Source organism: Pseudogracilibacillus sp. SE30717A (assembly GCF_037071985.1).
Lineage (GTDB): Bacteria > Bacillota > Bacilli > Bacillales > Amphibacillaceae > Pseudogracilibacillus.
The window spans coordinates 47,758-73,769 of the sequence record NZ_JAXHDF010000014.1; the positions used below are offsets into that span (position 1 = coordinate 47,758).

The 26,012-nt window shown below is 39.7% G+C and carries 24 protein-coding genes; 16 read left to right on the forward strand and 8 right to left on the reverse strand.

Features of this window, described 5'->3' with window-relative positions:
- Positions 1 to 128: 128 nt before the first annotated feature.
- Positions 129 to 974 carry a phenylacetic acid degradation operon negative regulatory protein PaaX gene (gene paaX / locus SPD48_RS18225; RefSeq protein WP_336259567.1) on the reverse strand — a complete coding sequence of 282 codons (846 nt, stop codon included), beginning with the start codon at positions 972 to 974 and terminating at the stop codon, positions 129 to 131.
- A gap of 452 nt (positions 975 to 1,426) precedes the next feature.
- Between paaX and SPD48_RS18230 the strand changes: the two genes are divergently transcribed.
- The 12 genes from SPD48_RS18230 (at position 1,427) to SPD48_RS18285 (ending at position 11,734) form a co-directional block, all read left to right on the forward strand.
- On the forward strand, positions 1,427 to 1,855 hold the full coding sequence (locus tag SPD48_RS18230; RefSeq protein WP_336259568.1) for a PaaI family thioesterase: 429 nt from the start codon (positions 1,427 to 1,429) through the stop codon (positions 1,853 to 1,855).
- Positions 1,856 to 1,925: 70 nt separating this feature from the next.
- Positions 1,926 to 2,912 carry a 1,2-phenylacetyl-CoA epoxidase subunit PaaA gene (paaA, locus tag SPD48_RS18235; RefSeq protein ID WP_336259569.1) on the forward strand — a complete coding sequence of 329 codons (987 nt, stop codon included), beginning with the start codon at positions 1,926 to 1,928 and terminating at the stop codon, positions 2,910 to 2,912.
- A gap of 12 nt (positions 2,913 to 2,924) precedes the next feature.
- Positions 2,925 to 3,290, forward strand: a complete 366-nt coding sequence (gene paaB, locus SPD48_RS18240; RefSeq protein WP_336259570.1) for a 1,2-phenylacetyl-CoA epoxidase subunit PaaB — start codon at positions 2,925 to 2,927, stop codon at positions 3,288 to 3,290.
- Positions 3,287 to 4,105 carry a 1,2-phenylacetyl-CoA epoxidase subunit PaaC gene (gene paaC / locus SPD48_RS18245; protein ID WP_336259571.1) on the forward strand — a complete coding sequence of 273 codons (819 nt, stop codon included), beginning with the start codon at positions 3,287 to 3,289 and terminating at the stop codon, positions 4,103 to 4,105. The genes paaB and paaC overlap by 4 nt, the downstream gene beginning before the upstream one ends.
- A 16-nt stretch (positions 4,106 to 4,121) precedes the next feature.
- Positions 4,122 to 4,625, forward strand: a complete 504-nt coding sequence (gene paaD, locus SPD48_RS18250; RefSeq protein WP_336259572.1) for a 1,2-phenylacetyl-CoA epoxidase subunit PaaD — start codon at positions 4,122 to 4,124, stop codon at positions 4,623 to 4,625.
- A gap of 135 nt (positions 4,626 to 4,760) precedes the next feature.
- On the forward strand, positions 4,761 to 5,072 hold the full coding sequence (locus tag SPD48_RS18255; RefSeq protein WP_336259573.1) for an EthD family reductase: 312 nt from the start codon (positions 4,761 to 4,763) through the stop codon (positions 5,070 to 5,072).
- Positions 5,065 to 5,841, forward strand: coding sequence for an enoyl-CoA hydratase-related protein (locus SPD48_RS18260; protein ID WP_336259574.1), 777 nt, complete (start codon positions 5,065 to 5,067; stop codon positions 5,839 to 5,841). The genes SPD48_RS18255 and SPD48_RS18260 overlap by 8 nt, the downstream gene beginning before the upstream one ends.
- A 3-nt stretch (positions 5,842 to 5,844) precedes the next feature.
- On the forward strand, positions 5,845 to 6,624 hold the full coding sequence (locus tag SPD48_RS18265) for an enoyl-CoA hydratase/isomerase family protein (RefSeq protein ID WP_336259575.1): 780 nt from the start codon (positions 5,845 to 5,847) through the stop codon (positions 6,622 to 6,624).
- A 170-nt stretch (positions 6,625 to 6,794) separates the two neighbouring features.
- A complete protein-coding gene (locus SPD48_RS18270) occupies positions 6,795 to 8,273 on the forward strand; it encodes an aldehyde dehydrogenase family protein (RefSeq protein ID WP_336259606.1) in 1,479 nt (492 codons plus the stop codon).
- A 595-nt stretch (positions 8,274 to 8,868) separates the two neighbouring features.
- Complete coding sequence (locus tag SPD48_RS18275; protein ID WP_336259576.1) at positions 8,869 to 9,732, forward strand: 3-hydroxyacyl-CoA dehydrogenase; 864 nt, start codon at positions 8,869 to 8,871, stop codon at positions 9,730 to 9,732.
- A complete protein-coding gene (locus tag SPD48_RS18280) occupies positions 9,733 to 10,932 on the forward strand; it encodes a thiolase family protein (RefSeq protein WP_336259577.1) in 1,200 nt (399 codons plus the stop codon). It abuts the gene before it with no gap.
- 25 nt (positions 10,933 to 10,957) lie between these two features.
- Positions 10,958 to 11,734: an enoyl-CoA hydratase-related protein gene (locus tag SPD48_RS18285; RefSeq protein WP_336259578.1), complete on the forward strand. Its 777-nt coding sequence runs from the start codon at positions 10,958 to 10,960 to the stop codon at positions 11,732 to 11,734.
- A gap of 122 nt (positions 11,735 to 11,856) precedes the next feature.
- Here SPD48_RS18285 and SPD48_RS18290 read toward each other — a convergent pair whose 3' ends face one another.
- Together SPD48_RS18290 and SPD48_RS18295 are read right to left on the reverse strand one after the other, a co-directional pair.
- Positions 11,857 to 12,870: a LacI family DNA-binding transcriptional regulator gene (locus tag SPD48_RS18290; protein WP_336259579.1), complete on the reverse strand. Its 1,014-nt coding sequence runs from the start codon at positions 12,868 to 12,870 to the stop codon at positions 11,857 to 11,859.
- Between the two features lie 139 nt (positions 12,871 to 13,009).
- Complete coding sequence (locus SPD48_RS18295; protein ID WP_336259580.1) at positions 13,010 to 14,371, reverse strand: hypothetical protein; 1,362 nt, start codon at positions 14,369 to 14,371, stop codon at positions 13,010 to 13,012.
- A gap of 299 nt (positions 14,372 to 14,670) precedes the next feature.
- Between SPD48_RS18295 and SPD48_RS18300 the strand changes: the two genes are divergently transcribed.
- From SPD48_RS18300 to SPD48_RS18310, 3 genes are all read left to right on the forward strand, one after another.
- On the forward strand, positions 14,671 to 16,101 hold the full coding sequence (locus SPD48_RS18300; RefSeq protein ID WP_336259581.1) for an aldehyde dehydrogenase family protein: 1,431 nt from the start codon (positions 14,671 to 14,673) through the stop codon (positions 16,099 to 16,101).
- Between the two features lie 12 nt (positions 16,102 to 16,113).
- Positions 16,114 to 17,097: a zinc-dependent alcohol dehydrogenase gene (locus SPD48_RS18305; RefSeq protein WP_336259582.1), complete on the forward strand. Its 984-nt coding sequence runs from the start codon at positions 16,114 to 16,116 to the stop codon at positions 17,095 to 17,097.
- A gap of 85 nt (positions 17,098 to 17,182) precedes the next feature.
- Positions 17,183 to 18,931: a thiamine pyrophosphate-binding protein gene (locus SPD48_RS18310; protein ID WP_336259583.1), complete on the forward strand. Its 1,749-nt coding sequence runs from the start codon at positions 17,183 to 17,185 to the stop codon at positions 18,929 to 18,931.
- A 296-nt stretch (positions 18,932 to 19,227) separates the two neighbouring features.
- Here the strand turns inward: SPD48_RS18310 and SPD48_RS18315 are convergent, their stop codons facing one another.
- From SPD48_RS18315 to SPD48_RS18335, 5 genes are all read right to left on the reverse strand, one after another.
- A complete protein-coding gene (locus tag SPD48_RS18315; protein WP_336259584.1) occupies positions 19,228 to 20,268 on the reverse strand; it encodes a Gfo/Idh/MocA family protein in 1,041 nt (346 codons plus the stop codon).
- A 12-nt stretch (positions 20,269 to 20,280) separates the two neighbouring features.
- On the reverse strand, positions 20,281 to 21,780 hold the full coding sequence (locus SPD48_RS18320; protein WP_336259585.1) for a tripartite tricarboxylate transporter permease: 1,500 nt from the start codon (positions 21,778 to 21,780) through the stop codon (positions 20,281 to 20,283).
- Positions 21,781 to 21,797: 17 nt separating this feature from the next.
- Entirely contained in the window at positions 21,798 to 22,307 is a 510-nt protein-coding gene (locus tag SPD48_RS18325; protein ID WP_336259586.1) for a tripartite tricarboxylate transporter TctB family protein, read from the reverse strand.
- Between the two features lie 107 nt (positions 22,308 to 22,414).
- Positions 22,415 to 23,479 (reverse strand): tripartite tricarboxylate transporter substrate binding protein, encoded by a 1,065-nt coding sequence (locus SPD48_RS18330; RefSeq protein ID WP_336259587.1) that lies wholly within the window; start codon positions 23,477 to 23,479, stop codon positions 22,415 to 22,417.
- A 60-nt stretch (positions 23,480 to 23,539) separates the two neighbouring features.
- Positions 23,540 to 24,607 (reverse strand): Bug family tripartite tricarboxylate transporter substrate binding protein, encoded by a 1,068-nt coding sequence (locus SPD48_RS18335; protein WP_336259588.1) that lies wholly within the window; start codon positions 24,605 to 24,607, stop codon positions 23,540 to 23,542.
- A 441-nt stretch (positions 24,608 to 25,048) separates the two neighbouring features.
- Here SPD48_RS18335 and SPD48_RS18340 point away from each other — a divergent pair, with 441 nt between their 5' ends.
- Positions 25,049 to 25,798, forward strand: coding sequence for an IclR family transcriptional regulator (locus tag SPD48_RS18340; RefSeq protein ID WP_336259589.1), 750 nt, complete (start codon positions 25,049 to 25,051; stop codon positions 25,796 to 25,798).
- Positions 25,799 to 26,012 lie beyond the last annotated feature (214 nt).

The window sequence follows — 26,012 nt, forward strand, 5'->3', positions numbered from 1 at the left end:
CAAAATAAAATAGTAGATATGAACACACGAACAATATTTCTGTAGCGATTATTATAAACGTAATCATTCGTGTTTCAATAATTTTTTTTAGCTTATGTCTTAACCTCAAATTATTTTTCAAAAATTCCCTATCGTTGTTTCATTGGCTCGCCAAGCTCGAACACAGATTCAAAGAAACGTTTTGCAGGTTTTGATAAGAGTGCATTATATTCTTTAAATAGTTCTGCCGCTGAATCTCCTAACCATTTATTCGGTAAAAGTTCGGAAGGTAAACTCGGATCTATAAATAGAAACTTTCGATACTGATGGACGAGCAGGGCGCTTTCAACAAAACAGCTGCCGTCACTCATTTCATCTTTGTTGATCTTGTTTTTGTGAATAATATAATTTTGACTGTATTGTTCAATAAACTGTGCATACTTATCGTTAATATCTTGTAAGTCCCAACATTTGTGAACAAGATGCTCATGATCTTGCATACCTTCATAGGAAGCATGAAAAAAGCTGACATAATCGTCTATTTGATACTTTTTAACCATTAAGTTAACTTCTTTTTGTAAATTATTCGGGGTAATCCAACAACTCGTTGACAAAGGTCCAAAACCGCTCCAGACAAGTTCTTCTCTTAATTTATCGCGTAAATGACGTTTTTCTTCTGGAATATTATATAGTAAAATCCACCATTTCCCGTCCCATGACAAGGTTGGTTCTTTGTAAATTCTTCTTGATGCTTCTTCCATGCGGATTTTTCCTTGTTCTGTTAAAGAATAGAAACTCTTATTTCCTTCCCGTTCTGATTGAACCCACCCTTGCTTACTCATTCTAGAAACGGCAGCTCGTACTGCTTGCTCATTATGACCAAAGGCTTCTAATAATTTAATTAAACTCCCGATCCATATAGTACTTCCATAATGACGAATATAGTCGCCGAAGATTGTAAATATCATCGATCTCGTATTAAACTTTTTTTCCATACTTTCTCCTTCTCTGCAATTAGTATTTACGACGTAATAATTAAGTTGATTTTTATTATAGCATAGGGAGCCACTACTTCTACTGAAACGTGAAAAATACGTCATAGTAATTTATTATAGTACGAAGGCTCAAGTTTATCGTATAACAGCTTTATATTTTATTATGAGGGCAATGTCCATTTTCTCATTATTCTATTGACAGTATATTCTGTTGAATATATAATCATTTATAACGAACTTTACACGAATTACAAATAAACGTAATGTTAACTTCAAAAGTAATCTGTCTATCATATTATCTCTCCATGACACAAGAAAATTTACCACTCTTATGTAAACGATTTCAAACTAACATCATGATTGCAAAACCCTAGTAAAGTGGCTCGCTATCAACTAAAAACCTTATATGCATATAGTAGACTGAAAATAAGTTTAACTAAAGGAGATAGAGAATGAGTGAAAAATATACGATTACTGATTTACAAAACGTAGCAAAACAACTGAAAAGTCCACCACCATGTGACGAAACGATGCAAGTTCATGTTCATCAAGCGGAAGCTGGGAATGCTAACGGAATCTGGAAGGTGGATAGGAAATTTATTAACGGCCATGGGATTGTGATGGGGGGATTTGTATCTGCAGCGGTCGATATTATGATGGCATATGCGATTGCTTCCACATTGACAGAAGAAGAAGGTTTTGCGTCGATTGATTTAGATACGACATTTCATCGGCCAACAATGGAGGGAGAAGTTGAAATCTCGGCAAAAGTAGAGAGACGGGGTAGAACTATTGCATATGTTACTGCAGAGGTAAAGCAGGGAGATAAATTAGTTGCAAATTGTGTGTCTTCTTTGCTGATCACCAGCTTAAAAAAATAGTGGATAAAAGCACATTTATTATTAAGTAATGCGATTACGTGTTAACAAAACGTCATAAGGAGGATTTGTAATGTACCTTTATATTGAAGGTGGAGATTTAATCCAGAATGAGCAAACGGATGAACGGCGTTATGAACTGTTTATGGAACGCATTAACAATGGAGAAAAAATCGAGCCGAATGACTGGATGCCTGATGATTATCGGACAGCACTCATTCGTTTAATCTCCATGCATGGCATGAGTGAAATAATGGGAGCGCTTCCAGAGAAGGAATGGACTCCGAAAGCCCCGTCATTAAAGCGGAAACTTGCCATTATGGCAAAAGTACAGGATGAGATGGGGCATGGACAGTTGCTGCTGCGGGTAGCAGAAGATTTACAAAAACCATACGGCATTTCACGAAAGGAAATGTTGGAAGGGTTATTAGAAGGGAAAATAAAGTTTCATAATGTCTTTCATATGAAAACAAAATCATGGGCGGATGCTGCGATCATCGCTTGGTTAGTAGACGGGGCGGCAATCATTACCCAAACGAATATGCTTAATGCTTCTTATGGTCCATATCAGCGGGCACTACAGCGAATCTGTGCAGAAGAAGTTTTTCATGCACAACACGGGGAAGCTCTCATTATGGCACTAGCCAATGGGACGAAAGAGCAAAGAGATATGTTGCAAGAAGCGCTTAACCGTTGGTGGGAGTCATTAGTGATGTTTTTTGGACCACCAACACCGAAAGTAACTGGGTCATCGCGTCAGGACATCATGATAAAGTACAAAATTCGCGTAAACAATAATGAAGAACTACGGCAAGCCTTTTTTGATAAATATATTCCTAGAATACGAGCACTTGGATTGGAGCTTCCAGATAAAACAATTTCCTTTAACGAAGAGACGAAAGAATGGACATACGAGCAACCAGATTGGGAGCAGTTTAAACAAATTATTAATAATAATGGTCCACGTTCAAAAGCGAGATTGCACTTAAGACAAATTGCTTATGATAACGGAAGTTGGGTACGTCGGGCATTAGCTCATCAGCCGGAAGCGGTCGTATAAGGAGGGAGAAAAATGACTCAAGAAGAAGAAAAGAACTTTTACCGGGAGTATGAAGTTTTTAGTCGGAAAAGTAATAAGTTGCCACTCCAACATCAGTTCAGTTTGCTTGCACCAAATAAAGAAATGGCAGTGATGATGGCTCAGGAAAATTTTATGCGACGGGAAGAAGCGATTGATATTTGGGTAGTAGATAGGGAAGATATTCGAGCACTAACGAGCGAGGAAAAACAACAATTAACGAAACGGTTGGACAATAAAGAGTACCGGAACACAAAAGGATACGGATATTTAAGAAAGTTATGGCGAGAGAAAGAAGAGAAAATGGGAATGTTGGATGAAAAAGAAATATTCTCATGGAGTAAGGGGAGAAGCCGATGAGTAAGATCATAAAAACACCGGAAGAAGCAAAGCAAAATCAATCATATAAGGCAGCATTGGTTGAACTTTTATATCAATTTGCAGATGACGATTTTATTATTTCTTTCCGTGGTTCGGAATGGCTTGGCCTCGCTCCTCACATTGAAGAAGATGTAGCATTTTCTTCGATTACTCAGAATACAATGGGACATGCGACTATGTTTTTTCAAATGTTAGAAGAGTTAGGAGAAGGAGACGCAGACCATTTAGCGCACGGAAGGTCGCCAGGTGAAAGACGAAGTTCTGTTTATTTAGAAAAAATGAATGGCTCAGGAAGCTATATAGAGGATGCAAATTATGATTGGGCACTCGCTGTTGTTCGGAATTTTCTCTATGAAACATTGAAACGAGTAAAGTTAGAAGCAGCTACACGTAGTTCCTATGAGCCGCTAATATTTATTGCTCGGAAAATATTGATGGAACAGACGTATCATTTAGCACACTGGCGATTATGGATTCAACAATTGCAAGCCTCGACGGAAGAAGCGAAAGCAAAGATTAGCGCAAGGTTAGAAGAGGCATGGCAAGAATTTGGAGATGCGATTGAACTAGGTCCAAAAGCTGACGATATTCATAGATTTGATCTTTTGATCGATGAAGAGACCTTGAAAAAACGTTGGCTTGAAAAGGTAAATGAGGTACTAGCGGAAAAATATGAGTCATTACCAAAGAAAAAATTAGGAAACGGGCGTATCGGTGAATTTAACGCAGACCTGGAACAAGCAATTGACATTTTTACCGCAGTGTATCGGACAGATGTGGAAGCAGCTTGGTAGAAAGGAGAGGAGGCAGATGGTGCAATTGATGCCGGACGAAGAAGTGTTGGAAGTATTAAAGACAGTCGATGATCCTGAGTTAACGAATGTGAGCGTGTATGACCTTGGGATGGTTTATTCGGTTGTTTTAAATGGGGGGCATGTGTCGGTGACAATGGTTCCAACATTTGCCGGTTGTCCGGCTCTTGACTTCATTGAACGTGACGTGAAAAAAGCAATTGAGCATCTTCCTTGGGTAGATAGCTGTGAGGTAAAATTTTCATTTGAGTATCAATGGACAACAGATTTAATTACTGATCGTGGAAAGGTACAACTAAGAAAACTTGGAATCTCTCCACCACCCGACCATTATCGTGTCGGAGAGGAGTGGACAGTAGATTGTCCTTATTGCAGTTCAAGTTATACATCGATGGAAAACGTGTTTGGACCGACTGCTTGTCGAAGTATTCTTTATTGTTTAGATTGTCGAAATCCATTTGAAGCAATGAAGCCAGTTATTGTCGAGGAAGAGACGGCGTGAGATAGAAAAGAATTTAAGGTACTAGAACTTGAAAAATTCGATGTTTTGATGCGAGATGAATCATTCTGTAGATTGAGGAAGATAAATATCTATTGCATTAATAAAGAAAATTTTATTAAAAAAGGAGAATGTAAAATGGCAAGAGCAAAAGTGATTGCATTATATAAACAACCCGAGGATAAGGAAAAATTTGATGAGCACTATTTTAATGTGCATGGCCCACTAACGGCAAAAATTCCTGGTTTACGTGAAATGAATGTTACAAAGATTGTCGGTTCTCCCATGGGAAAAAGTGAGTACTATTTACAATGTGAAATGATCTATGATGATATGGAATCTCTACAAAAGGCGATGAAATCAGATGAAGGAAAAGCTTCTGGAAAAGACGCATTCCAATTTGCAGGTGATATTATTACGCTCATGATCGGTGAAGAAGTCGATGAGTGAATATGAACATATTCTTGTACGAACGGAGGGAAAAGTTGGTGTCATCGAATTAAATCGACCAAAAAGTTTGAATGCATTAAACCGAAAAATGATCGAAGAAATCGTTGGACAACTGGAAATGTTTGAAGCAAACCGGCAAATTCGAGTGGTGGTTATTCAAGGGAATGAAAAAACATTTGCAGCTGGGGCGGATATTCAGGAAATGATGGGGGAAACGCCACTTTCTTTTGAAATGGCTGACCCCTTTTCAGTTTGGGATAGGTTCATGTCTATTAAAAAGCCACTAATTGCTTCTGTTACGGGATATGCACTTGGCGGCGGATTTGAACTGGCTCTTCATTGTGACTTAATTATTGCAGCAGAGGATGCAAAATTCGGTTTTCCAGAAGTAAATTTAGGCGTCATGCCTGGCGCAGGCGGGACACAACTGTTAACTCGACTCATCGGCAAACGCAAAGCATTGGAATGGATCTGGTTAGGTGAACATATGGGGGCAAAAGAAGCGAAAGAGTTAGGAATTATTAATCGAATTACCGCACCAGAAATTGTATTTGAAGAAACGATGCGTTTTGCAGAAAAGCTTGCCGAACAGTCGCCGATCGCCCTTCGTCTAATTAAGGAAGCAGTTAATAAAGCAGAGGATGTACCATTGCGTGAAGGCTTAACGATCGAACGGAAAAACTTTTACTTAGCATTTGACTCAAAGGATCAAAAAGAGGGGATGCGCGCATTCGTGGAAAAACGCCGTCCTTCATTTAAAGGGGAGTAATGGATGGGAAAATATGAAACAATTCGTTATGAGAAAAAGGATGCTGTCGCAAAAATTATATTAAATCGTCCGGATGTTTATAATGCATTAAACCCTGTGATGAATCGAGAAATCACGGATGCACTTAAAACAGCGGAGAGAGATCAGGAAATCCGTTGTGTCGTTCTCACTGGAGACGGCAAAGCATTTTCCGCCGGACAGGATATTAAGAGCGTGGAAGTTGATATGGATTACGGATCCTTTTTAAGGAAGAATTATTATCCGATGGTCAATACCTTTCAATCTATCCCTAAACCTACTGTAGCAGCTGTGAATGGTGTGGCAGCAGGAGCGGGAATGAGTTTAACGTTATTGACTGATTTCCGAATCGTCAAACCCGAAGCGCAATTTGTAAGTGCATTTTTAGGAATTGCGCTCGTTCCAGATGCAGGATTTATGTACATACTGCCACGCCTAGTAGGTTACGCAAAAGCACTAGAAATAGCGACAATTGGAAAGCCGATTACCGGTGAAGAAGCTGTCAAGCTAGGACTAGCATCAGAATTAATTGATGCAACCGAATGGGATGAAGGAGTGGAAAACTTTACGCAAAAGCTCGCTAGTTTACCACCAAAAGCATTTTCATTAGTGAAACGATATATGATGGACAGCATGCATACCCCGTTCGAAAGATTTCTAGAGCAAGAGGCGGAGGCCCAGCGAATCGCCGGGTTAACAGAAGATCACCAAGAAGGAGTTCAGGCATTTTTGGAAAAACGTCGCCCGAAGTTTGAAGGGAAATAAATTTGAAGTAAGCTATGCCAATTTGAAGGAGATGGGCTGTTAATGGAATAGATATGTATTTCGTGAAGATGTGACATTTCGAAGACGATGTGATTTTATTCATTATTAAGAAGGGAGAAGTTAAATTGAAAGAGACTGTAGAGGATGAACTAATTAGAGAAGTAGGTACGATGAAACGGGATCACTACCAGATGATCATTAATGGCCAGCGGGTGGAAAGTGTGACAAATAATGTAATGGACACGTACAATCCTGCGAAGGGAGAAAAACTTGCAACAGTTGCTAAAGCGACCATCGAGGATGCAGAAAAAGCGGTGCAGGCTGCGAGGGAGTCTTTTGATCGTGGAAAATGGAGAAAATGGCCAGTAGGAAGACGAGCGCGTGTGATGAATAAAATTGCAGAAATTATGCGGGACCGTTTTAGGGAACTGGTTGAAATGGAAGTGTTAAATAGCGGAAAGTCAGTCGGTGCGGCGATTGCGCAAATAAATCAGGCGGTGGAGGATTTTGAATTTTACGCAGGCGCCATTGTCGGGCATCGCGGAACGGTGAACAATATGCCATATGGATTTTTCAACTATACACATAAGGAGCCAGTCGGAGTGTGTGCGCAGATTATTCCGTGGAATTACCCGGTCATGATGGCAGCATGGAAAATTGCTCCCGCGATAGCGGCAGGTTGCTCAGTTGTCGTCAAGCCTGCAAGTTTGACACCTGTGACAGCGATATTGATCAACGAGATTTGTCATGAAGCGGGTGTACCTGAAGGGGTAGTTAACACCATTCCAGGATCAGGTGCAGTCGTCGGTGATTATCTTGTGGAGCATGAGGATGTAGATAAAGTAGCGTTCACGGGCTCAACACCGATTGGAAAAGATATTATGGCAAAAGCTTCGGGTACATTGAAGCGGATTACGCTCGAGCTTGGTGGAAAGTCGCCGAATATTGTGTTTGAAGATGCAGATATGGATGCAGCGGTTGCGGGGTCGTTGTTCGGAATTTACTTTAATACGGGCCAGTCGTGTGAGGCGCGTTCGAGAATGTTTGTGCATGAATCGATTTATGATGAATTTTTGGAAAAATTTGTGGAGAAGACAAAGAAGCTGAATTTAGGCGATCCATTTGATAAGGCGACTCATGTTGGGTCGATTATTAGTCGGGAGCAATTGGAGATTATTGATGGCTATGTGAAGTCAGCGGTTGAGGATGGTGCGACGGTGCTGACAGGCGGTAAGGAACTTACGATTGAAGGACATGAAAATGGACATTGGTACGCGCCGACGGTAATCGTTGATGTAACCCCTGATATGAAAGCGGTGCGCGAAGAGATTTTTGGGCCGGTCGTTGTGGTGGAGAAATTTTCGGATGAAAAAGAAGTTGTGGGACGAGCGAACGATTCGAAGTATGGATTGGCAGCAGCAATTTGGACGACGAATCAAGGACGTGCTACACGTGTGGCTCATCAACTTGAAGCTGGAGTTGTTATGGTGAACAGCCCGTTCTCCGCATTCCCGGGAACACCGTTTGGTGGATATAAGGAATCTGGAATTGGGCGAGAGTTGGCAGTTGAGTCACTTGATTTATATATGGAAGATAAAAGTGTGTTGTCGTACTATGGCTCGAAGCCAATCAATCCGTTTGGAGTATAGAGATAAGATTTACTGGGTGGATACGTTAAATATAAATTAGGTATGGGTTGGATGGAAGTTGCGCAAGTCGGGGTAAGAGTCGCACAAGTTGGGATGAAGTCGCGCGATTCGAGATAAAGTCGCGCAATCCGGGATGAAGTCCCGCAATTTGGGATGGAAGTCGCGCAAGTCGGGAAAAAGTTGCTCAATTCGAGGTGAAAGTCGCGCGATTCGGGAAAAAGTTGCGCAATTGGAGACGAAAGTCGCGCAATTCAGGGAAAAGTCGCGCAAGTTGGGATGGAAGTTGCGCAATTCGAGGTGAAAGTCGCTCAATTCAGGATAAAGTTGCGCAATTCAAGGTGAAAGTCGCGCGATTCGGGAAAAAGTTGCGCGATACGAGATAAAAGTTGCTCAATTCGAGGTGAAAGTCGCGCGATTCGGGAAAAAGTTGCTCAATTCGGGATAAAGTCGCGCAATTCGAGGTGAAAGTCGCGCAATCCAGGATGAAGTCGCGCAATTCGGGATAAAGTCGCTCAATTCGTATTAATTGTTCAATCATGTAAAGTGAAATTTTCTATAATCAGAACAACACTTTTTCAAAAAAGGAGGCGTACCCATGACGATAAATCATGTTACTGTCGTGGGGGCTGGTGTGATGGGGCGGGGGATTGCGTATGTCTCCGCCCTTGCCGGCTTCAAGACGACATTGGTAGATATCTCGGAAAGTCAGTTACTTGATGCGATGGAAAATGCGAAACAGACAGTACAAAAAGGGATTGCGAGAGGGAAAATAACGGAAGAAAAAAAGCAAATTCTACTTGAAAATTTGCACACGTCTACAGATTTGGCCACGGCGACAAAGGAGACAGATTTTCTGATCGAGGCGGTGCCTGAAAAGCGCTCCCTTAAGCAGAGTATCATGCAAGAGGTAGAAGCGCATGCCAGGGATGGAGTGATTTTTACATCAAATACGTCCACGATCAGTCCGACAGAACTTGCATCCTACACGAATAGGCCTGAACATTTTGCTGTCATGCATTTTTTTAATCCAGTCCACTTAATGAAACTCGTTGAAATTGTAAGAGGACTTGAGACAAGTGATGAGACGGTGAAAAAAGTTCGCAAAGTTGCTGAGAGAATGGGAAAAGAAACGGTAGAAGTGAACGAGTTTCCAGGGTTTGTGACGAGTAGGATTAGCGCGCTCGTTGGGAATGAGGCGTTTCATATGTTACAAGAAGGGGTAGCTTCTGCTGAAGACATTGATAAGGCGATTAAACTCGGATTAAATTTTCCAATGGGACCATTAGAATTGGGGGATTTAGTAGGACTTGATGCGCGGTTGAATAATTTACGTTATTTACATGAAAAATTAGGAGATAAATTTCGTCCAGCTCCCCTATTAGAACAGTATGTAAAAGCGGGCAGGCTTGGGAGAAAAAGTGGAAAAGGAGTCTATGATTATTCAAAGGAGCGTGATTAAATGCGGGAAGTTGTCATCGTGGATGCAGTCCGGACACCCTTTGGGAGGTATAATGGAGCGTTAAAAAATGTTCGTCCTGATGATTTAGCTGCAATAGTGGTCAAGGCATTATTGGAACGGAACCCGAAAGTACAGGCGGAGGAGATTGAGGATGTCGTGCTCGGCAATGCGAATCAGGCTGGGGAAGACAATCGGAACATCGCTCGAATGGCGGCTTTGTTGGCAGGTTTACCTTTAACAGTTGGCGGCACGACGATTAATCGCTTATGTGGATCAGGACTCGATGCAGTTACGTATGCAGCTAGAGGAATTTTAGCTGGTGAAGGGGATATTTATATAGCCGGTGGAACAGAAAGTATGACACGCGCCCCATATGTCATGGCAAAGCCGGAATTGGGGTTTTCTCGAGGAAATAAAGAATTGTTTGATACGACGATAGGATGGAGGTTTACAAATCCACAATTAAAAGAAATGTACGGAACAGATTCGATGCCAGAAACTGCAGAAAATGTTGCCCAGCAATTTGGTGTAACGCGGGAAGAACAGGACGAGTTTTCTTTTCAAAGCCAGATGAAAGCAAAAGAGGCGATAGAAGCTGGCAGATTCGCAGATGAAATCGTTCCGGTTACTTATCAAGATAGACGTGGAAATACAATAACAGTGGATACGGATGAACATCCACGACCTGATACGACTAAAGAAGTTCTTGCTAAATTACGTCCAATTTTTCCAGATGGGACAGTAACCGCTGGAAATGCTTCTGGTGTAAATGACGGAGCAAGTGCACTTCTATTAATGAGTGCTGATAAGGCAGGAGCGCTAGGGATCGAACCTTTGGCAACGTATAGAATGAGTGCGGTGTCTGGATTGGAGCCAGATATTATGGGACTCGGGCCAGTTTATGCAACGCGAAAACTAATACAACGCGCAGCAATGGATCTTGATGAAATTGATCTTATCGAATTAAATGAGGCGTTCGCATCTCAATCGATTGAATGTATCCGGCAATTAGGACTAAACCCGGATAAGATAAATGTAAACGGTGGAGCAATCGCTTTTGGTCATCCGCTAGGTGCAAGCGGAGCGCGAATCTTAACGACATTAGTTTATGAGATGAAACGTCGAGATTCTAGATTTGGTTTAGCGACAATGTGTATTGGTGTCGGACAAGGTATTTCCATGCTAGTGGAAAAATCTTAGGAATTGGTGAGAGCGGGGGAGTGGAATGGCAAATATTTTAACTGAAAAAGAGGATGGTATTTGCACGGTAACGATCTATAGGGAAAAGGTGTTAAATACTTTTAATTATGAAACATTATCCGAATTACAAAACGTTGTAGACGCTATACATTTAGATCCATCCATTCAAGTTGTCATTTTTACAGGAGCCGGTGAAAAGGCATTTAGCGCCGGGGCAGACTTAAAAGAGCGAAAGACATTGACTCCAAATGAGGTGCGGAGAAATGTTAAGGCAATAGTCGATGTGTTTAATGCAATCGCAAACCTGCCTCAACCGACAATTGCTGCAGTTAATGGGTATGCGTTTGGCGGGGGATTTGAGCTCGTACTTGCATGTGATTTTGCAATAGCCTCGTCGAACAGTCAATTTGGACTAACGGAAACGAGTTGGGCAATCATTCCAGGAGCTGGTGGGACACAACGCTTGCCACGCCTAGTTGGGGAAATGCGTGCGAAAGAGTTAATCTTTACAGCTCGCCGGTTTGATGCCACTGAGGCGAAGGAGCTTGGAGTAGTGCTTGATGTTGTGAAACAGGAACGCCTGAGGAAGGAATGTAAGGAACTCGCAGGTCGTATAACAAGTAATGGTCCAGTCGCGATCCGACAGGCAAAATATGCAATTACTCAAGGGATGAACACAGATCTTGAAACAGGAATACGAATAGAATCAAAAGCGTATGAATTGACGATCGATACAGAAGATCGATTGGAGGCACTCGCTGCATTTGCAGAAAAAAGGAAACCAATTTTTAAAGGAGTATAGAGTGCAAACATGTTTTGTAGAATAGCGAAGTGTCCCTCTTCAATGAAGGTTAGGGGTGGTGACATTTCCTTATTTTAAAAAAGATGTCTAGCTTGAATTTTTAACTAGACATCTTTTTAAAATTAAGATGATTCTCTTTTTACGAGTTCTGGTGTGATAATAATTCGTTGTCTTTCTTGATTTGGTTCGCTAATTCGTTTATGCAATAAGTTTGCAGCTTTTGTTCCGGTCACTTGGGCAAATGAAGAAACAGTAGTGAGTGGCGGATAGGAAATTTCGGCCTCAGGAATATTGTCGAAACCGACAATATCTATATCTTTTCCGGGGGTATATCCCATTTTTCGAAGTCCAATAATCGCTCCAAATGCAATCAAATCACTGAAGCAAAAAATCGCTGTTGGAGGATTAGCTTGCTTCATCACTTGCTGTATGACTTCAAGTCCACCTTCCCTTGTTGGCTCACTATCGAGAATTAGTGAATCATCGATTGGGACTCCGGCTTTTTCATGGGCTAGTTGATATCCGTTCATTCGTTCTTGCCATGTAGTGGAATCGGAAATCCCTCCTATAAAAGCAATTCGTTTATGCCCCTTGCCCAATAAATGCGATACTGCCATATCGGCTCCCGATTGATAATCCAGTCCAACATAATCAGAGGTTAAATTAGGCAGTTCTCGAATTCCAAGTACAATTGGAATATCAATTTTTTTAATCCGCTCAACGGTTTCAGCTGAGCTAGCTGAAACTGGGCAAAGTAAAATGCCTCCGACCCGGTTTTCGAGCATAGTTGAAATGAGTCTTTCTTGATCTTTTAATGAATCAAATGTAGTTCCTAATAAAACAGTATAGCCATATTTCTCTAGTTCCCGGTGCACCCCAAGTAAAAATTGAGCAAAAAAAGTATTTCCTACATCAGTAATAATTGTACCGATTGTAGTGGAACTCTGTGAGCGTAAATTTGCTGCTACCCGATCATACACATAGCCCAGTTCTTCCATTGATTTTAATACTTTCTCTCTCGTTTTATCCGCAACCTTGGGACTGTTGCGAACAATTAGCGAAGCGGTCGCTCGAGAAACTCCAGCATGATTTGCGACATCTTGCAATGTTACACGGCGTGGTGGTTTATTAATCATTTTTGTCCCCCCATATCGATGTAAAACCCGTGCATATCTCTATATATAATCAGCTTTATTATAGTACATACGAGTAATAAAGTATAGGAACTCACGGTATTATTTTACATTTTTCTCCACATTTATCCTCATAATGTAGTTAAATGATTATTTTTGTTACAATGTGAATGGTGTATGCAAACAAGATTGCCCCTACGATGAGTACTAATGCAAAGGGAATATTCCACACACTAATCTGATACGAATTTCTTTTTAGTTCGTTAGCTAAAATCGACAACGATACATTAAATGGACTGTACATGACAGTACTCAAACTACACATAATTAAAACAATCGCTAAAGGAATACTTGAGATTTCTGACAAAATTGGTTGTAAAATTTCCGCTAATAAAACAATAGAAACGAGCGGATGAAAGCCGATAAAGGAAGTTATAAAAAAATACAATCCAATTAACCCAAATAAAATGATTGTTTGATTAGAAAAGTCAATGAAAACATTTTGTAAGTAAGTTAAAATTTTCGTTTCAGCGACCATATGAACGAAGAAACCTGCTGTTAAAAACATAAAGAAAAAATTGGCTAATCCTTTCGTCTTTAGTTTCCAATGAGCTAAACTATGTGTAAAATATCGATGTGCTTTCTTTATTTTAAACGACCAAATGAGAGATATCGGAATGATTAATAATACCAATGAAAAAAGATATCCTTGTTGTAAAACTTTATTTAAAATAGTGACGGTGATGACTAATAATAGGAGCAAGATGAACAGTTCCTTAATTTTTGCCAAAATGGATGAAAGAGAAACGTTCGTCTCCACAGCCTGAATGGTCAAATGGGCATATTTACGTTTTCCAAAGATTGTATCAAGATAAAGCAATGTCCCAGAGAAAAATAGTAGAAAGGGAAAGATAAAAATATATTCCTTGTCCGTAATTTCAAGCGACTTGATGATCATAATTTCCATTGGACTCCACATTAAACAAAGTGCATATGCTCGTAACAAACTTTGTGTATAAAATTTATCCGTTATCGGTTTTGGATAATTTTTCAAAGATGTTTGCAAAGAGTGCAGTACGAGCGGAATGGTAGCTATGTTTAGAAACAAGCCAAGTATATGACTGACCAGTCCACCACGTCGATATAAATCCCCTCCATGTGAAACCTTATATTCGAGAAGAGAACGTAAATGTTTATCATATCGGCCGACTAATATGAGTGAATTTAAAAACGGAAGCAGTAAAAATAGAGCTAGTATCCCAAGCATGGAATCAAACTGCAGGAAAAATTCATGCCAAGAAAGCCCGTTAGTAATGAAAAGAGTTAATCCAATTATGTAAAATAAAATCCCTGAATAAAGATATAGTCCCCGTGCATAAAAAAAGGAAACGATAATTGTAATATTAGCTATAACCCCTACAATCTGAAATAATTCCTCATTTGGAAATAGCATCGCCAATATATATAAAATGATTAACATCGGATAGAGAAAAAGACGCAGCATGAAACAACCTCCTGATAATAATAGCGCTGAATATCTGACATTTGCTGATTTTGCGTATAGTTCGCTTGTATACATCCAGCAACCTAACTATCTATTAAATTCAATACTTTTCTAAAAGGGAGTTGAATTTTTTATTATTCTAGTGTATTATATTGTTAACGATTACAATTAGATCGATCTAACGAAAACTCACTATCTATTATACTACTCCTTTTTCTTGGAAAATCAATAGGGTATGAGGGCTTAGGGAAAATTTTAAGTTAAAATTAGATCGATACAATTTTATAGAGGGTGATCAGATGGTACTTACAGTTTCGAACTCTTATGTAGAGGGGAAATGGTTAGATACGGATCGTGAACAGGTTGATATCATTAATCCGTACTCTAACGAAAAAATTGGTGTGCAATATTTGGCGACAAAAGATGATGTGGAGCGTGCACTTGAGGCTTCCTATCGGAGTAAAAAAGAAATTAAACAAATTCCATCGCTCAAACGAGCAAATATTTTAAAGAATGCAGCAGCTCTTTTAACAGAAAGAAAAGAAGAGTTTGCAAAACTATTATCTAGTGAACTAGGAAAACCTTTAAAAAATACATTAGATGAGATAGATCGATCTATCGAAACGCTCGAACTATCCGGCGAAGAAGCAAAACGTTTACATGGTGAGACAATGCCAGGGGATGTATCCTCTCGTGGGATGAATACAATGGCTGCAACAATCCGTGTTCCAGTTGGTGTGGTAGCAGCAATTACACCATTTAACGCACCACTTAATTTAGTTTGTCATAAAATTGGCCCAGCTTTTGCAGGCGGAAATGTAACCATTTTAAAACCGGCACCTCAGACGACATTAATTGCGACCGCTTTACTGAATCTATTATTTGAAGCAGGATTTCCGAAAAATTCGATTAATATGGTATTAGGCGGAGTTGAGGTCGGACAGCAAATTGTCAGTGATGATCGTGTAAACGTGATTTCATTCACTGGTGGAATTGTAGCAAGCACGAATATTTCTCAGATTGCCGGAATTAAAAAGCAACTGTATGAATTAGGTGGAAACGCTGCAACAATCGTTCATGAAGATGCTGATTTAAATCGTGCAGCAACGCAATGTGCACGGACAGGATACTCCAACTCTGGTCAAAGCTGTATTTCTGTTCAACGAATTTATGTGCATGATTCAGTAGTGGATGAATTCACGGAAAAGCTTGTAGAAGAAGTGGCAAAACTTAAAGTCGGTGATCCACTTGATCCAGCAACAGATGTTGGAACGTTAGTTGACGAAAATGCAGCGAATAGAATTATGAACTGGATCGATGAAGCTGTAAAATCCGGTGCAGAAGTTTTACACGGTGGAGAGAAAAATGGTGCGTCTGTTGTTCCGACAGTGCTTAAAAATCCTCCTAAAGAGGCAAAAGTTGTTTGTGAAGAAGTGTTTGGGCCGATCGTTAGCGTCATTCCATATTCTGAACTTGAGGAAGCAGTTGCTGAAGCGGATAATTCTCCGTTCGGTTTGCAAGTTGGAATTTTTACAAATAAAATTGACCTAGCATACAAAGTGGCAAGTGAAATGGAAGTTGGCGGTGTTGTGATAAACGGTACATCGAATTTCCGACTCGATCACTGGCCGTATGGTGGCGTGAAGAATAGTGGGATCGGTAGAGAAGGTCCACGTTTTGCCGTTCAGGAGTTGACAGAATCTAAAATGATTGTACTTCGTATGGATTAAGTTGGTGTAAAGATGAAAGCTCTATATATAGAAAAACCCGGAGAAATTACGTGGAAAACGGTATCCTCCGTGGGAAAAGTAAACAGCGATGAAGTGAAATTAAAAGTAATTTATGGGGGCATTTGCGGTTCAGATGTTTCTGTTTTTAAAGGAAAACTGCCACATGCAGCATATCCCGTCATTCCGGGTCATGAAATTTTGGGAGAAGTAGTGGAAGCTGGAAAGACTGCTAGTGTTCAAGTTGGCCAGCGTGTCGTCGTACAACCCAATTCTTATTGTGGTGAATGTGAATTTTGCCAAGCTGGAAAGACAAACATTTGCCCAGAAAAAAAATCTCTCGGCATTAATGAACATGGTGGTTTTGCCGAGGAATTTATCATTTCATCCAAATATATTATCCCTGTACCAGACCAGCTGCCGAATGAGCGAGCAGTATTGATTGAACCTTTAGCAGTCATTGTTCATGCATTAAAAAAGGTGAAAATAGACGAAAACACGTCCGTTGCAGTTATTGGTTGTGGAACTGAAGGTATGCTTGCGGTTGCATTAGCAAATTACTTAGGAGGCAACATTACGGCAATTGATATTAATCCTGAAAAGCTTCAAAAAGTGAAAGAGCATTATCCGGATATTGAAATTAAACACCCGGAAGAAGTAACTGAAAATCAGTACGATGTCACCATTGAAGTTGCAGGAGTTCGCGCATCCTTTGAGCAAAGTATTGAAATTGTTAAACCAGGTGGATCCGTAGTAGCAGTCGGTTTCCCAGCCGTGGCGAAAATTCCGGTGGTGAAAATGGTTCGAAAAGAGTTATCGATTTTTGGGTCGATTATTTATAATGTACCAGACGATTTTCTAGCAAGCATCACATACTTATTAGATGAAAAGTTTTACGTAGAGCCAATTATTTCAGAAGTTTTGCCGATTGCTCACTTTGAAAAAGCATATGAAAAAGCTGTTTCAGGTCATTACAGAAAAATTGTTCTGGAATTTTAAAATGAAGGGAAGGGGAAAGCTCCCCTTTTTATAAAAAAGTAGATCGATATAACGGTGAAAAAATTTTATTTTAGGAGGCAAGGAAATGTCGAAGAAACTAGTTTCAAATTTATTAGTAGAGTATTTAGAAGATCGTGGTGTAGAGCATATTTTCGGATTATGTGGTCACACAAATATTGCTTTCCTTTCTCAACTTGAGAAAAGTTCAATCAAGTTTGTAAACGTTCGTCATGAACAAATTTCGGCTCATATGGCAGATGGATATGCGCGTGTAACGAAAAAGGCTTCAGTTGTACTTAGCCACTTGGGGCCTGGATTAACAAACGCTGCAACAGGAGTAGCGAATGCTGCACTCGATTCCATTCCAATGGTGGTAATCGCAGGGGACATTCCAACACATTTTTACGGAAAACATCCTCACCAAGAAGTGAACTTACACGCAGATGCTTCTCAATACGAAATTTATCGTCCATTTGTAAAACGTGCATGGCGTGTAGACCGTCCAGATTTAATGCCTGAAATTATGGAAAAAGCATTTCAACTTGCTGAAACAGGGAGACCTGGCCCAGTTTTAGTATCCGTTCCAATGGATATTTTCTCAAAAGAAATTGACGAATCATTATTTGATCGTGCCAAACACCATACTCGCTCAATCACAAAGCCATCAATCGACGATGTGAAAGCGAAAGAAATTATTGAAAAACTTGTTGCATCGAAGAACCCAGTTGTTTATGCGGGCGGAGGTGTTATCTTAGCAGATGCGGCGGAAGAACTTCGCGAATTTGTTGAGCACTTCGACATCCCAGTTGCCCATTCATTGATGGGGAAAGGCGTCATGTCAGATGATAATGATTTAACTTTAGGAATGACAGGATTCTGGGGAACAAAATTCATTAACGAAAAAACACGTACAGCAGACACTATTTTAGCATTAGGTACGCAATTCGCTGAAGCAGACAGTAGCTCATGGGAATCTGAATATACATTCGATATTCCAAAAACAAAATTGATCCAAATTGATATTAGCGCAGATGAAATCGGCCGCAACTACCCAGTAGAAATTGGAGTCGTTGCTGATTTGAAACAAGCATTAACGGTATTAAATCGTGTGGCGAAAGAGTTGTATCCGGAAGGGGTTTCTAACGAAGCAATTAAAGAAGAAATTCGTAATAATAGAAAAGAATTCCGTGCAAGCAACCAAGAAGTACGTGAAGACAGTAGCTATCCATTAAAACCACAACGAATTTTAGCAGACGTAGAAGCAGTTATTCCAAAAGACGCATATATCACAACAGATGTAGGCTGGAATAAAAATGGTGTTGGACAGCAATTCCCGATTTACAAAGCGGGTAGCATCTTGACTCCAGGTGGATTTGCAACTATGGGATTCGGTGCACCTGCAGCAATGGGGGCAAAACTTGCAGCACCTGACAATGTCGTTATTTCTCTCGTAGGAGATGGAGGATTCGGGCAAAACCCGGCACTTCTAGCAACTGCAGCTGAGGAAAACATTCCTGTAGTTTGGGTTATTATGAACAATGACTCGTTCGGAACGATTGCAGGTTTGCAGAAAGCTCATTATGATACTACTTTTGGTACAGTCTTTGACAAATCTCCTAATTACGCCGAAGTAGCAAAAGCCTATGGAATCGAAGGAATCAGAATCAATTCCGCTGACGAATTTAAGCCAGCACTCGAAAAAGCGATCAAAATGAATAAACCTGTAGTAATCGATGTACCGATGATCAACAATCCAGTACCAACAGATGGACACTGGAACATCATGGATATTTACTCACCAGGTAAAAAAGTTTACCACGTAACAGTAGAATAATAATTAAATGAAAGAACGAACGAACGTCCCCTTTACTTAGTTAGGTAGAGGGGATTTTTAATATAGATAAATAGGAAACTATGAGATAGCCGTGATTATGAAGAGTGGATACGCTCTATGCCAAGTGTCGCGTGTTCTTCGCTGAGTGAATTCGTGCTATGCTAAGTGCCACGCGTTCTATGCCAAGTGAGTATGCTCTATGCCAAGTGCCGCGCCACTTATGCTTTGTGAATCACATTTTCCACCAAGTGATGCATTCCTTACACAAAAAACGACTTCCTCTCGGATAGCCGTTTTTACAAGTCGATTAATTGTTTCGTTTCTGCTGATTGTTTTATCGCTAATACAACTTTCAATGTTTCTAATGCGTCTTCTCCTGAAACGAGGGGAGAAGCTTTTTGGTTTATTACATCAATAAAATGATGTAATTCGGTTGTCATTGGATCATTGTCCACAACACCCAATATTTCCTCACTCAACGGATGATCCCATCCGTATTTTTCTCCTTCGTATGTATACATTTTCATGCTAGGGAAGGCGATGCTACCTTTAGTGCCAAAAAAGTAATAGCAGTTTTCTTCTCCGTAATGTGGATATTTAGGGTTTTCCCCAGTTGTAAACTCATAGGACCACGGAGCAGGTACTCCATCAGTAATGAAATAATTCACCGTAGGTCCATCCTTCATTTCCAGTAACACAGAGGCTGCATCTTCTACTTCATTGCTACGGATACGATTTTGTGAGGAGGCATACACGCGCTCAATGTCTCGACCAGTTACAAAACGTAAATTATCAATATCATGTGCAGCATTTATTAAAAGGGGACCACCACCGCCTGTTGAAACACGCCAGCTCTCTTTAAAATAGTCATGGTCTTTTGCTAAAGTAAAAAGCATGTTTACACCAATCAAATCGCCGATGGCTCCAGATAAAATTACTTCACGTAATCGCATAATGTTATTAGAAAACCTCCGGTGATGGCCGACAAGCAGTTTAATGCCTGCTTCCTGAGCGATACGAACAATCTCATCCCCTTCTTCTACGGTTGCAGCAATTGGTTTCTCAACCAAAACGTCAATGCCTCGTCTGGCACATTCACGAACTGCCTCCAAATGCAGCTGATTCGGGAGAGTAATAATTGCCCCGTCAATATCACATGTCGCTAACAACTCTCGGTAATCAACAAAAAGGGGGACGTTCATTGCTGCTGCGCGTTCTTTTGCTAATATGTCTTGCCCCGCAACAGCAACAAGTTCGACCCCTTCTAATTCTATTATATCTTTTGCAAATTTATAGCCGTGATTTAGCCCAAGTACTGCAAGTCTTACTTCTTTCATCATGACCAACTCCTACGCCTTCTTAAATTTACTCTTTACATTTTCAAATAAGTTTGTTTGAGAAAGTAAAGTAAAAATAAATACGACCGATAAAATTAACGTAATTGGCGTGTTGATGAAACCGAGTAAAAAGTCTCCCGCTCCTTCAGAACTCATGTATGCCCGTCGGAAAGACGTATCAACAAGGGGGCCTAAAATTATCCCAAGAACAAGCGGTGCAACTGGGAAGTTATTGATTTTCATAAAGAATCCAACAATTCCAAAGCCAAGCATCCAATAAACATCAGTGATATTATTGTTTAAAGAATAAGAACCGATGATTGTTATAACAGCAATAATAGGAAGTAAAATTTGCTTCGGTACTGTTACAACACGGATAAAAATGGATACGACGAGTAATCCGAAGATAAGTAAGAAAATATTAGCTAATGCAGATGAGCCAACCATCATCCAAAACAGGTCACTACTTTGTTCCATCAATAATGGACCAGGTTGTAAGCCATGGATAAATAGCGCACCGATAAATATTGCTGTAACTGCATCCCCGGGAATTCCTAGTGTTAAAAGTGGAATAAGCGCTCCACCGATTGCTCCACTATTTGCAGCTTCTGGTGCAATTACACCATCATAGGAACCTTCACCAAATGGACGGTTCGACTTTTTGACGGTTCGTTTTGCGTGATCATACCCAAGTAAGGCAGCAATCTCTCCACCAGCACCAGGTAAGGCCCCAATGAACACACCCATAATAGAAACACGTAAAGACATCGGCAAAAATTTCAAGAAAAAAGCAATTGTTGGAAAGGCAGTTTTCTTCAAAATCGCATTAATTCCAGATTTATTAATTGTTCTCATTTGGAACAAAATTTCAGACATACCGAATAACCCTAATAATGCTACAACAAAATTTACACCGCTCATTAATTGTAAGGAACCAAATGTAAATCTTGTACCGCCACCGATTGTATCCATCCCTACAAGTCCAACTAAAATTCCGGCACCAGCGGCAAAAATTCCTTTCGCTGTAGCTCCTTTACTGAGACTGCCCACTAAAAGTAATCCGAGTAGGGCAAGTAACAAATAGTCACGTTGACCAAAATTAATCGCAATTTTTGCTATAAGCGGTGCCGTTGTTCCTAAAATGATAACCCCAATCATCCCACCTACGAAAGAAAATACCGTCGTAAGGGTTAGCGCCATTTTCGCTTCTCCCTTTTGAGCTAATGGATAACCATCAAATGAAGTTGCGACGTTCGATGGACCACCTGGCATATTAATTAAAATCGCAGCTCGTGAACCACCAAATACACCACCATAATAAACCCCTAACATAATTGCTAATGCATCCAAAAGATCCCATGAATAAGTAAGGGATAGTACTAACGCAATACATAATGTTACAGATAGGCCTGGAATCGCTCCAAGAATAATTCCGACAAACGTACCTGCTGCAACATAAAATAATAACTTAATATCTAAAAGTGGAACTAGTAATTGTTGAATGACTTCCATAACCAACTCTCCTCGTCTTAAGGAAAAATAATGTGAAACAATTTCGAAAACACTAAATCAATGACGATAATACTAATGATAGAAACTAAAAGATTTGTTTTCCAAGAAACGCCTCTTAAATAAATCATACTAACTGATAAGAAAATAAATGTTGCGACGATAAAAGGAATAAAGGATAGCAACAAAACGTATAAGACAACAATAATAAAATAAGTTAAAATTAAACCGTATTGCCTCATAGTCATTTCCATATTTTCAACGGAGGTAGTCTCACTTGTCATTTCGGTATCATCATTATTAACTTTATGAGAAATAGACTCAGTCGCTGCAGCCTTCTTTTTAGGCCGTTCTTGAATGAGAACAGTTATTCCAGTAATCATCATCACAATCGCAATTAATGCTGGAAGGAAACTACCACCTGAAGGGTCAGTAATAGAGGCTTTTTCCATGACAAATGTTTGACTTAAAAAAACAAGACTGACAATAATCATAATTACTCCAGGAGCAAATGCTTTTATCTTTTGCATTTTCTAAACTCCTCCTTTTGATTAAATTACTATGCAAAAATTTCTATATCTGAGTGTAAAACAAAGGAGAGCTCGCAAATCGCGAGCTATCCAATTAGATTTCACTCTTATTCTTCCACTTTAGGAATGTCAAATTCTTCCGGTGATTTTGCTGTTTCTCCAGCCTCATATAACATCCAAGCTGAAGTAGAGCGGTTTTGATCTACATAATCAATTGCTTCTTGCCCACTTATATTCATGTATTCCATACCAAGATTTGATAACGTATCTTTAAACTCATCCGTTTCAACTGCTGCTTGGAAAGATTCAGAAAGTTTTTCCACAATATCTGCTGGTGTATCTTTATGAGCAAATACTGCTTGGAACGGACCCCAAGGTAAGTATTTATCAATTTCAGGGTAAGAGTCTGTAATCGCAGGAACATCAGGTAATGCCTCAATTGGTTCTTCATTCACAACGGTTAGCATTCGAAAGTCACCTGACTCAACATAATCTTGTGCAGCTGAAACTGTTACTGCGGTAACATCAACTTCGCCACCTAAAAGTGCAGTCGTAACCGGACCTTCCCCGTCATATGGTACTGTTTTGAATTCTGTTCCCAATTCGTTTTGAAGCATAGCAAGAACGACACTTGGAAGTCCACCTTCACCAGTGGTACCAAAAATAAGCTCATTAGGCTTTTCTTTAGCAAATTCAACTAAGTCTTCTAGTGTTTCAAATGGTGAATCCGCTTTTACGATAATTCCAGCGAACGAGTTTGCAATGATAGTTACTGGAACAAAATCTTCTTGATAACTGCGGTCAGAAATATCTAAAACTTGATAAAGGTTCGGGTTTTCTGCTCCAAATAATAATGTATATCCGTCTGCAGGCTGATCGTGTACATACTGCGTAGCAATAGCTCCTGCAGCTCCTGCTTTATTTTGCATAACAAGTGAACCATCAATTTCACTTTCTACCATTGGTGCAAGTGTTCTAGCGATTATATCTGTCGCTCCACCTTCACCCCACATGATGATCCCATCAATGTTTTTTTCTGGATAAGAACTTGCTGATTCTTTTTCTGCACCTGCATTGTCTTTCTTTTCTCCATCGCCTGAACCACAAGCTGCTAAAACTAAAATAATTATTGCGAAAATTGGAACAATAAATGTAAGTGACTTACTCTTCATGTTGTTTCCCCCCATTATGTTTAATTGTTGCACTCTTATAGATAAGAGCGCAACAATTCTTTATTCGCCTACTTTAGGAATACCTAGTTCTTCTGGAGAAATATCTGTTTCGCCTGCGTCATAAAGCATCCAAGTTGAAGTTGACTGGTTCGCTTTTACAAACTCTTCAGCTTCTTCTCCATGTAAGTTCACCGGATCAACGCCAAGGCTTGTAAGCTTTTCAATGAATTCTTCGTCTTCTTGTGCAGCTTTAAATGCATCACTTAATTTTTGAACGACGTCTTCTGGTGTATCTTTATGTGCGAAAATACCTTGGAAAGGTCCCCATGGTAAATATTGTTCGAACTGAGGATAAATATCCGTAATCGGCGGTACATCCGGTATAGAGTCTAATGAACTATCATTTAGAACAGCTAGCATTTTAAAATCGCCTGAATCGACATACTCTTGTGCTGCAGAGACTGCAAGAACGGTTACATCAATTTCATCTCCAAGTAATGCAACAGAGAGAGGACCATCGCCATCATAAGGGATCAGATTAAACGCAGTATCCAGCTCGCTCTTTAACATTGCACTTGCAACATGTGGCAGGCCACCCTCACCTGAAGTACCCATTAATAGTTTACCGGGATTCTCACTCGCATAATCTACTAAATCTTCAAGCGTATCAAACTCGGAATCTTTATTTACAACAATTCCAGCATAACTTTGTCCAATAATAGAAACTGGTACAAAGTCATTTACGTAATCCCTTTCAGAAATCTCTAGAAGTTGATAAAGGTTAGGGTTTTCAGCACCGAATAATAATGTATATCCGTCTGCTGGCTGATCATACACATATTGTGCACCGATTGCACCACTTGCTCCAGTTTTATTTTGCATAATTAAGGAAGCACCAATCTCATCTTCAGCAATGGAAGCGAGAGTTCTTGAAATAATATCTGTTGCTCCACCTTCACCCCACTGAATTACACCATTGATATCTTTCTCTGGGAATGAAGATGCTGCATCATTATCTTTTGTTGCGCTAGCTTCATCCGTACTTTTATCTCCTCCGCCACAAGCTGCTAAAGCGAATATAGCTACTAAACTAAGTAATATTCCAATCCTACGGAAAAATTTATTCATTTCTCACTCTACCTTTCTATTTATTATAATTCATTTATTTGTATAATGATAAGAATTAACTACTGGAAAATTCACCACCTTTTATAATTTATGGTTGAAAACGGTTACCTTTACGATATTAAAAATTCCATCTAATGGAACTCTATATCCCCAAATGGAATTTAAGGATAAAAGCATTCTATCATAAAAAAAACTAGCTGTCATCCGAAATTTCTAAAATAAATAAATTTTGTTGTATTCTCATAAATTTAAATAGAAGATATGGTGATTATTACAATTAATACTGTGATTTTAAGGTTGAATACTATTTATTACAGTCCAACAAGTATAAGGAATAAAAAAATTTGATAATTTAAATGAATTGTTTTAAACTAAAGTTATAATTCTATTGTACAGAATCGAGTTCCATTACTGGAAAACTAAAAGGGAGAACTGTCGATAATGGAAAATAATCCGCAAGTTATTCGTTCGGTACAACGAGCGATCGATATTCTTCACAGTTTTAGTGAAGAGAGAGCAGAATTAACATTGACAGAAATATCAAATGAAACAGGACTCGCTAAATCGACGACAACAAGATTATTAGCGACATTGGAAGAAAATAAGTTTGTAGAAAAAGAGGCAACATCAGGAAAGTATCGACTAGGCAGAAGCCTATATTTTTTGGGACATGCAGCTGGACGTTCAATTGAATTAAAAGAAGTTGCCAAAGGAACGATGATTCGCTTGCGGGATCAGTTAAAAGAAACGGTAAATCTTTATGTGCTTGAAGGAGAAAACCGTGTCTGTATTCAACAATTTGAGAGCTTGCAATCAGTAAAACATATGATCCAAATTGGACAGAAGTTACCTTTAACTGTAGGAGCAAGTGGGAAAGTTTTACTTGCATATGAATCGAAGGAATTTATTGAAGAAATTATGGAAAAGCAAGTAATGGTAAAAAGCAAAACTGCCTTATTTTCCGAATTGAATATGATTACGCTTGAAAAATATGCGGAAAGTATTGAAGAAAGAGAAACTGGAACTTCGGCTGCAGCTGCTCCTATCTTTAATATTCACGGGGAAGTAGTCGCAGCACTTTCTGTTTCCGGGCCAGCACAGCGTTTTAATCCAAGTAAAGTTGCAGAATTGAAAACGATTTTAGTAGCAAGCGCGTTGGAGATTTCTAATAATATGGGTTATTCGTTGTAAATTAGGTGTAGAGCACCCATGGGCGGATAAGAAAGTATAAATCCTTTCTTACTGCATAAGTGCAACTAAGGCTTTGCGCCTAACGTCGGCATCTCCTATGAAAGGGAATGTTTATCTTAGCGATAAGCCAAGTTTTCTAATAAGGAAGGGGTTACTGTAAGAAGAGTACAGTCTCTTCCCTCGTAACGTTTAGATCGATCCATAATTTACGAAA

Bases quoted from the DNA above. Each gene is read 5' to 3' on its own strand.
- SPD48_RS18265 (WP_336259575.1), top strand. From the start codon at position 5,845: ATGGGAAAATATGAAACAATTCGTTATGAGAAAAAGGATGCTGTCGCA.
- SPD48_RS18330 (WP_336259587.1), bottom strand. From the start codon at position 23,479: ATGAAGAGTAAGTCACTTACATTTATTGTTCCAATTTTCGCAATAATT.
- SPD48_RS18270 (WP_336259606.1), top strand. From the start codon at position 6,795: ATGAAACGGGATCACTACCAGATGATCATTAATGGCCAGCGGGTGGAA.
- paaB (WP_336259570.1), top strand. From the start codon at position 2,925: ATGACTCAAGAAGAAGAAAAGAACTTTTACCGGGAGTATGAAGTTTTT.
- SPD48_RS18280 (WP_336259577.1), top strand. From the start codon at position 9,733: ATGCGGGAAGTTGTCATCGTGGATGCAGTCCGGACACCCTTTGGGAGG.
- SPD48_RS18325 (WP_336259586.1), bottom strand. From the start codon at position 22,307: ATGCAAAAGATAAAAGCATTTGCTCCTGGAGTAATTATGATTATTGTC.
- SPD48_RS18300 (WP_336259581.1), top strand. From the start codon at position 14,671: ATGGTACTTACAGTTTCGAACTCTTATGTAGAGGGGAAATGGTTAGAT.
- SPD48_RS18260 (WP_336259574.1), top strand. From the start codon at position 5,065: ATGAGTGAATATGAACATATTCTTGTACGAACGGAGGGAAAAGTTGGT.
- SPD48_RS18290 (WP_336259579.1), bottom strand. From the start codon at position 12,870: ATGATTAATAAACCACCACGCCGTGTAACATTGCAAGATGTCGCAAAT.
- SPD48_RS18275 (WP_336259576.1), top strand. From the start codon at position 8,869: ATGACGATAAATCATGTTACTGTCGTGGGGGCTGGTGTGATGGGGCGG.
- SPD48_RS18340 (WP_336259589.1), top strand. From the start codon at position 25,049: ATGGAAAATAATCCGCAAGTTATTCGTTCGGTACAACGAGCGATCGAT.
- paaC (WP_336259571.1), top strand. From the start codon at position 3,287: ATGAGTAAGATCATAAAAACACCGGAAGAAGCAAAGCAAAATCAATCA.
- SPD48_RS18255 (WP_336259573.1), top strand. From the start codon at position 4,761: ATGGCAAGAGCAAAAGTGATTGCATTATATAAACAACCCGAGGATAAG.
- SPD48_RS18320 (WP_336259585.1), bottom strand. From the start codon at position 21,780: ATGGAAGTCATTCAACAATTACTAGTTCCACTTTTAGATATTAAGTTA.
- SPD48_RS18315 (WP_336259584.1), bottom strand. From the start codon at position 20,268: ATGAAAGAAGTAAGACTTGCAGTACTTGGGCTAAATCACGGCTATAAA.
- SPD48_RS18230 (WP_336259568.1), top strand. From the start codon at position 1,427: ATGAGTGAAAAATATACGATTACTGATTTACAAAACGTAGCAAAACAA.
- SPD48_RS18285 (WP_336259578.1), top strand. From the start codon at position 10,958: ATGGCAAATATTTTAACTGAAAAAGAGGATGGTATTTGCACGGTAACG.
- paaD (WP_336259572.1), top strand. From the start codon at position 4,122: ATGGTGCAATTGATGCCGGACGAAGAAGTGTTGGAAGTATTAAAGACA.
- SPD48_RS18310 (WP_336259583.1), top strand. From the start codon at position 17,183: ATGTCGAAGAAACTAGTTTCAAATTTATTAGTAGAGTATTTAGAAGAT.
- SPD48_RS18295 (WP_336259580.1), bottom strand. From the start codon at position 14,371: ATGCTGCGTCTTTTTCTCTATCCGATGTTAATCATTTTATATATATTG.
- SPD48_RS18305 (WP_336259582.1), top strand. From the start codon at position 16,114: ATGAAAGCTCTATATATAGAAAAACCCGGAGAAATTACGTGGAAAACG.
- SPD48_RS18335 (WP_336259588.1), bottom strand. From the start codon at position 24,607: ATGAATAAATTTTTCCGTAGGATTGGAATATTACTTAGTTTAGTAGCT.
- paaA (WP_336259569.1), top strand. From the start codon at position 1,926: ATGTACCTTTATATTGAAGGTGGAGATTTAATCCAGAATGAGCAAACG.
- paaX (WP_336259567.1), bottom strand. From the start codon at position 974: ATGGAAAAAAAGTTTAATACGAGATCGATGATATTTACAATCTTCGGC.